This window comes from Camelimonas sp. ID_303_24 (assembly GCF_053543495.1).
Genome location: NZ_JBLLJM010000027.1, coordinates 1 through 3,952, shown reverse-complemented (window position 1 = coordinate 3,952; position 3,952 = coordinate 1). Strand labels below are relative to the sequence as shown.

Below are 3,952 nucleotides of genomic sequence, written 5' to 3'. Positions count from 1 at the left end.
CTGGATCTGGGGCTCGATTGTGAAGCCGTGGCCGAGGCGCAGGGGCGCGCCGGCCTCCAGCGAGACGGTGAGGCCGCGTCCTGTGGTGGTGGGGGAGATGCCGTTGGTGGACTTTCCGCCCGAGACGTAGCGGGAGCCGGTGACGGTGGCGTCGAGATACCATCCGCCCGGTCCGGTGTGGGTCCAGTAGGCTCCGGCGCTTGTGGCGGCGAGCGTGAGGGAGCCGACGTGGGTATTGGTCTTGCCGCCGGCGAAACCGCGGACGGTGGTGTTGGCGGATGCATGTCCGCCGAACAGGCCGAAGCGCCCCTGGCCCCATGAGGTGCTGTAGCCGAGGATGTCGGCTCCGATCTGGAAGCCGCTGAACTGGCCGTTGACCGCCGGGGTGAGGGAGGAGCTTGCCTTTTCGGAGATGGCTCCAGCGAAGGCGCGGGCCCATGCTCCAGTGAAGGACTTGCCTTTGGCGTCGAGGCCCCTGAGCACGGATGCGCCGTGCCGGTCATGCCGGGATCCTGCGGTGGCCAGCGAGAGGGTGCGGGCGATGTCGGGAATGGCGGCGTAGAGGGGAACCTCGGCGCGGAACATGGGGACGAGCAGCCTGCCGTTCCATGGGGTGACGGGGATCGCGGATGGCGCGGCGCGGACGGGGGCCGGCTGCGCCACTGGCGCGGGCTTTGTTGCCGGAGCGGGCGCAGGCTCAGGAGCCGGAGCGGGTGCAGGAGCGGGTGCAGGTACTGGCGCGGGAACCGGAGCAGGCGCAGGAACCGGCGCGGGCGCAGGAGCCGGAGCCGGAGCTGGCGCGGGAGCCGGGGCTGGCGCGGGGATCACCGGCGTCACGGCGGTGGGCGTCACGGGAGCGGGGGGCGGCGTCTCCGCGTTCCGGGGCGCGCGCACCGGAAGCCATGGCATGTTTGGCAATGATGCTGGCCGCGGCGCGAAGAAGGTCGGCGCCGACGGCTCCACGGAAGGCGTCGTTCCGCCTGGCGGCGTGGTTTCGCCCTCGGACAACGACGGCGCCCGCTCACGGTGGAACGGCGGACGGGGCGGCGCCTCGCTGGAGAACGCCTGGCCGGTCGGCGACGCCGGCTCATCCGGTACGTTGTCATATACCGGATCGTATACGTCGTCATATATCGGGCTGACTGGCCTCCCTGAAGGCGCGCCCAACTGAGGCGCCGGGCGGGAAGGCGCGCTCAACGGGCCAGCAAATGGCCCAGGGCGGGCGTTCTCGCGGACCGCCGTCGCGGCAGGCGACGCCAGCGGGGAGAAAATGGAGGCATAGATGCCTGAGTCGGACCGCCCACGGTGCGGCGCTTCATAGGGCGCGCTGACAGGCGGCGGAGGCGGCGGGAAGGCCGGAGGCGGCGGCAGTGGCGCCATGGCTACCGCTGCGGGGCCGTGGTCGCCGGGCGCCTGCGGCATCACCGGCCGGTTGCGATTTGGCGGAAGGGGACGTCCGGCGTCCAGCCTTGGCAGCAACGCGGTGGGCGGGACCGCCGCGCTGAGGTCGCCATCGAGCGCCCCCGCGCCCCCGGCGCCAGCCGCCGGAATGGCGGCTGGCGGGGAGAGGTGCGTCGGTGACGCCGGCGTCGCGTCTGAAAGGACCGCGGATGATTGCAGATACCAGGTGTTCGCGTCGCGTTGCGACAGGTTCTCCACGCCGCCAAGGCGCAATTGATAGGCGTAGGCGCCGGCATTGAGCTTGCCGTTGGCCAGCGTGAAGGCGTCGATTGATGAGCGCGCGGCGTCGGTCATCGCAATGGCCACGGGTATGCCATTGCCAAGGGTCTGGTCGCCCGGGCCGCTGTTCTCGATATGAAGGGTGGTGCGTCCGCCAAGACGGTCGCCAAAATACAACCTGTTGGCAGGCGACTTTTCGTCGCCGAGCTCGGCGTGGAGCGTCATGGACCCGCCGGAGCCATGGTATGAACCGACCGACAGGGACGGCCAGGCAATCCTGTCAAGGTCGATGCGGCCGGCGTTGTCCAGATGCGTTGTGCGCGACGTATCCGTTACGGTCCACCACGCGCCGCTTTGCAGGCTGATATTTTTACCGCCGGCGACGCTCCCGCCCCAATAGCTCTGGCCACCCAGCCTGACGTCAACGGCGCTGCTGTCAGCCGCGGCCAGATGGCCGATCCATTTGCTGTGTCCCTTGAGGGTGATGTTGCCGGCTGTTTCGGCGCCGGCGATGAAATTGCCGCGCCAGACTCCCTTGCCATGGAGCCTGACTGTCGCAGCCTGCGGCAGGGTCTGGTTCAGGTCGCCGCGCCATTCGGCGTTGTCGCCGATCGTGATCGAGGCAAACCGGCGGGGCGCTGGCGTCAGATTTCCGGCCGGGCCGCCCGCCAGGCCGCTGTAGTAGCCGTAAGCGGCATATTCGTAGATGGATGATGCGTCGTCATCATTCTGGAATGAAGCACTGCCCCGCCAGATGGCGTCGCCCATCAGGAGGATGCTGGTGGCGCCGCGCGTGGCTTCAAGGTCGCCCTGCCACTGCGCGTTCTTGCCAAGTTTCAGCGCGAGCTTTGCATCGAGGGCTGAAATGCGGCCCAGCAGCCTGGCGTCGCTGGCGTCCAGCGCATCGATAACGGTATGGCCCATGGTTCCGAGCAACAGGCCGGCGTCGCTCTGCGGCCCCTGGATTTGCGCGCCAGGCCCCAGGGTCAGGAAAGTGCGGTCCTTGCCCTTTCCGACAAAAATGGCGGCGCCGGCATCGATCTTCAGCCTGCTGTTTTCGATGTGCGCATGTGTCTCCGCCCCATGTGCGCCATCGTGCGGGCGATTGGGGACGTGCAGGAGCACGCCAAAATCGCCCGGTTGCGTCCCAGCCGTGACGTTGCTGTTCCAGATGGCCAGTTTGCCGCCGCTTTCGATGCGGATTGTGTCTCCCCGGGAGACGCCCTCCGCGACTGGCGTCAATGTGGCGGTGATCCCCGGTCCACCCGACAGCCGGTCATGAAAACCGCTGAGCTGAGCCAGGCTTTCAGCCCCGACATGGATGAGCGGCGTCTGGAGAGACGCCTGTCCACTGATCCGGCCTCCGCCCAGCAATCTGACTGAGCCGCCATTGGCGGCGCGGATGGCCGTCACCGCCGCGCCGGCCTGTGGCGCGCCGTCGAGAAATGAGTAGCCATGGATGTTGACGGGGCCGGTGGCGACGATGTCGCCGCCGTCAGTGGCCTCGACGACCACGCCCTTGCCCGTGATCCCGCCGCGGATGTCGCGGACACGGATGGAGGTTTTGCCGTTCAGGCAGATTTGCCCATGCTCCATGGCCAGAAGCGCGGGCGTGAGATTGCCGTTGGTGCGGAGCGACAATGCGCCCTTCATTTCGAGGACGCCGCCCTGGTCAGCCCACGCCAGCGGCATGCGTCCGGGCTTCGGCAGAAGCTCTTGCGGCGCATCCGGGACGAGGTCAAACCGGTCTGCCGGGCCGGCCAGCAGGTCCTTGAAGCGCTCGTGATCGGGCGGCTTCGGAGTGAACTGCCGCGACGCCAGAACGTCGGTCGCATCCGTGAAGATCACGTGCGCGCCGTGGCCGCGCACGGTGATGGCGGATTGGTCCGGCGTGTAAATGGTATAGCGGCCCTTGCTGTGCACATGGCCGGTTTCATGGTGGATCGGTGGATCCGATGCGTGGGTTGGGCTGGAAATGGTCGCAGCCAGCAGGGCGATGGCGATGGTCAGCGCCGACGCGGATGATGTATAATTTGCAATCATTTTCATTAACTTCAAAATTAATAAAATATTTACAGACAATCATTCTGGAAGCGTTCGGATCCGTTGTCGTTTTGTTCAGTTTCTGGATTTTTACGCTGGTCGATACTGGAGAGACGGACGCGCGGCGCCCGCCTTTTTGTGTTTAGATGAGGGGATTCATGTTGCCGCCTCCGGGCTCACCACTGGTACCTGAGGCCTGCCTTGAGGCGCCATGCGTTGCGGTTGGCGT

At 67.0% G+C, this 3,952-nt stretch carries 1 protein-coding gene; it reads right to left on the bottom strand.

Features of this window, described 5'->3' with window-relative positions; genetic code table 11:
- Positions 1-3,729 (bottom strand): autotransporter domain-containing protein (locus ACERNI_RS16540; protein ID WP_448834345.1); only part of this gene is annotated, 3,729 nt, incomplete at its 3' end.
- Positions 3,730-3,952 lie beyond the last annotated feature (223 nt).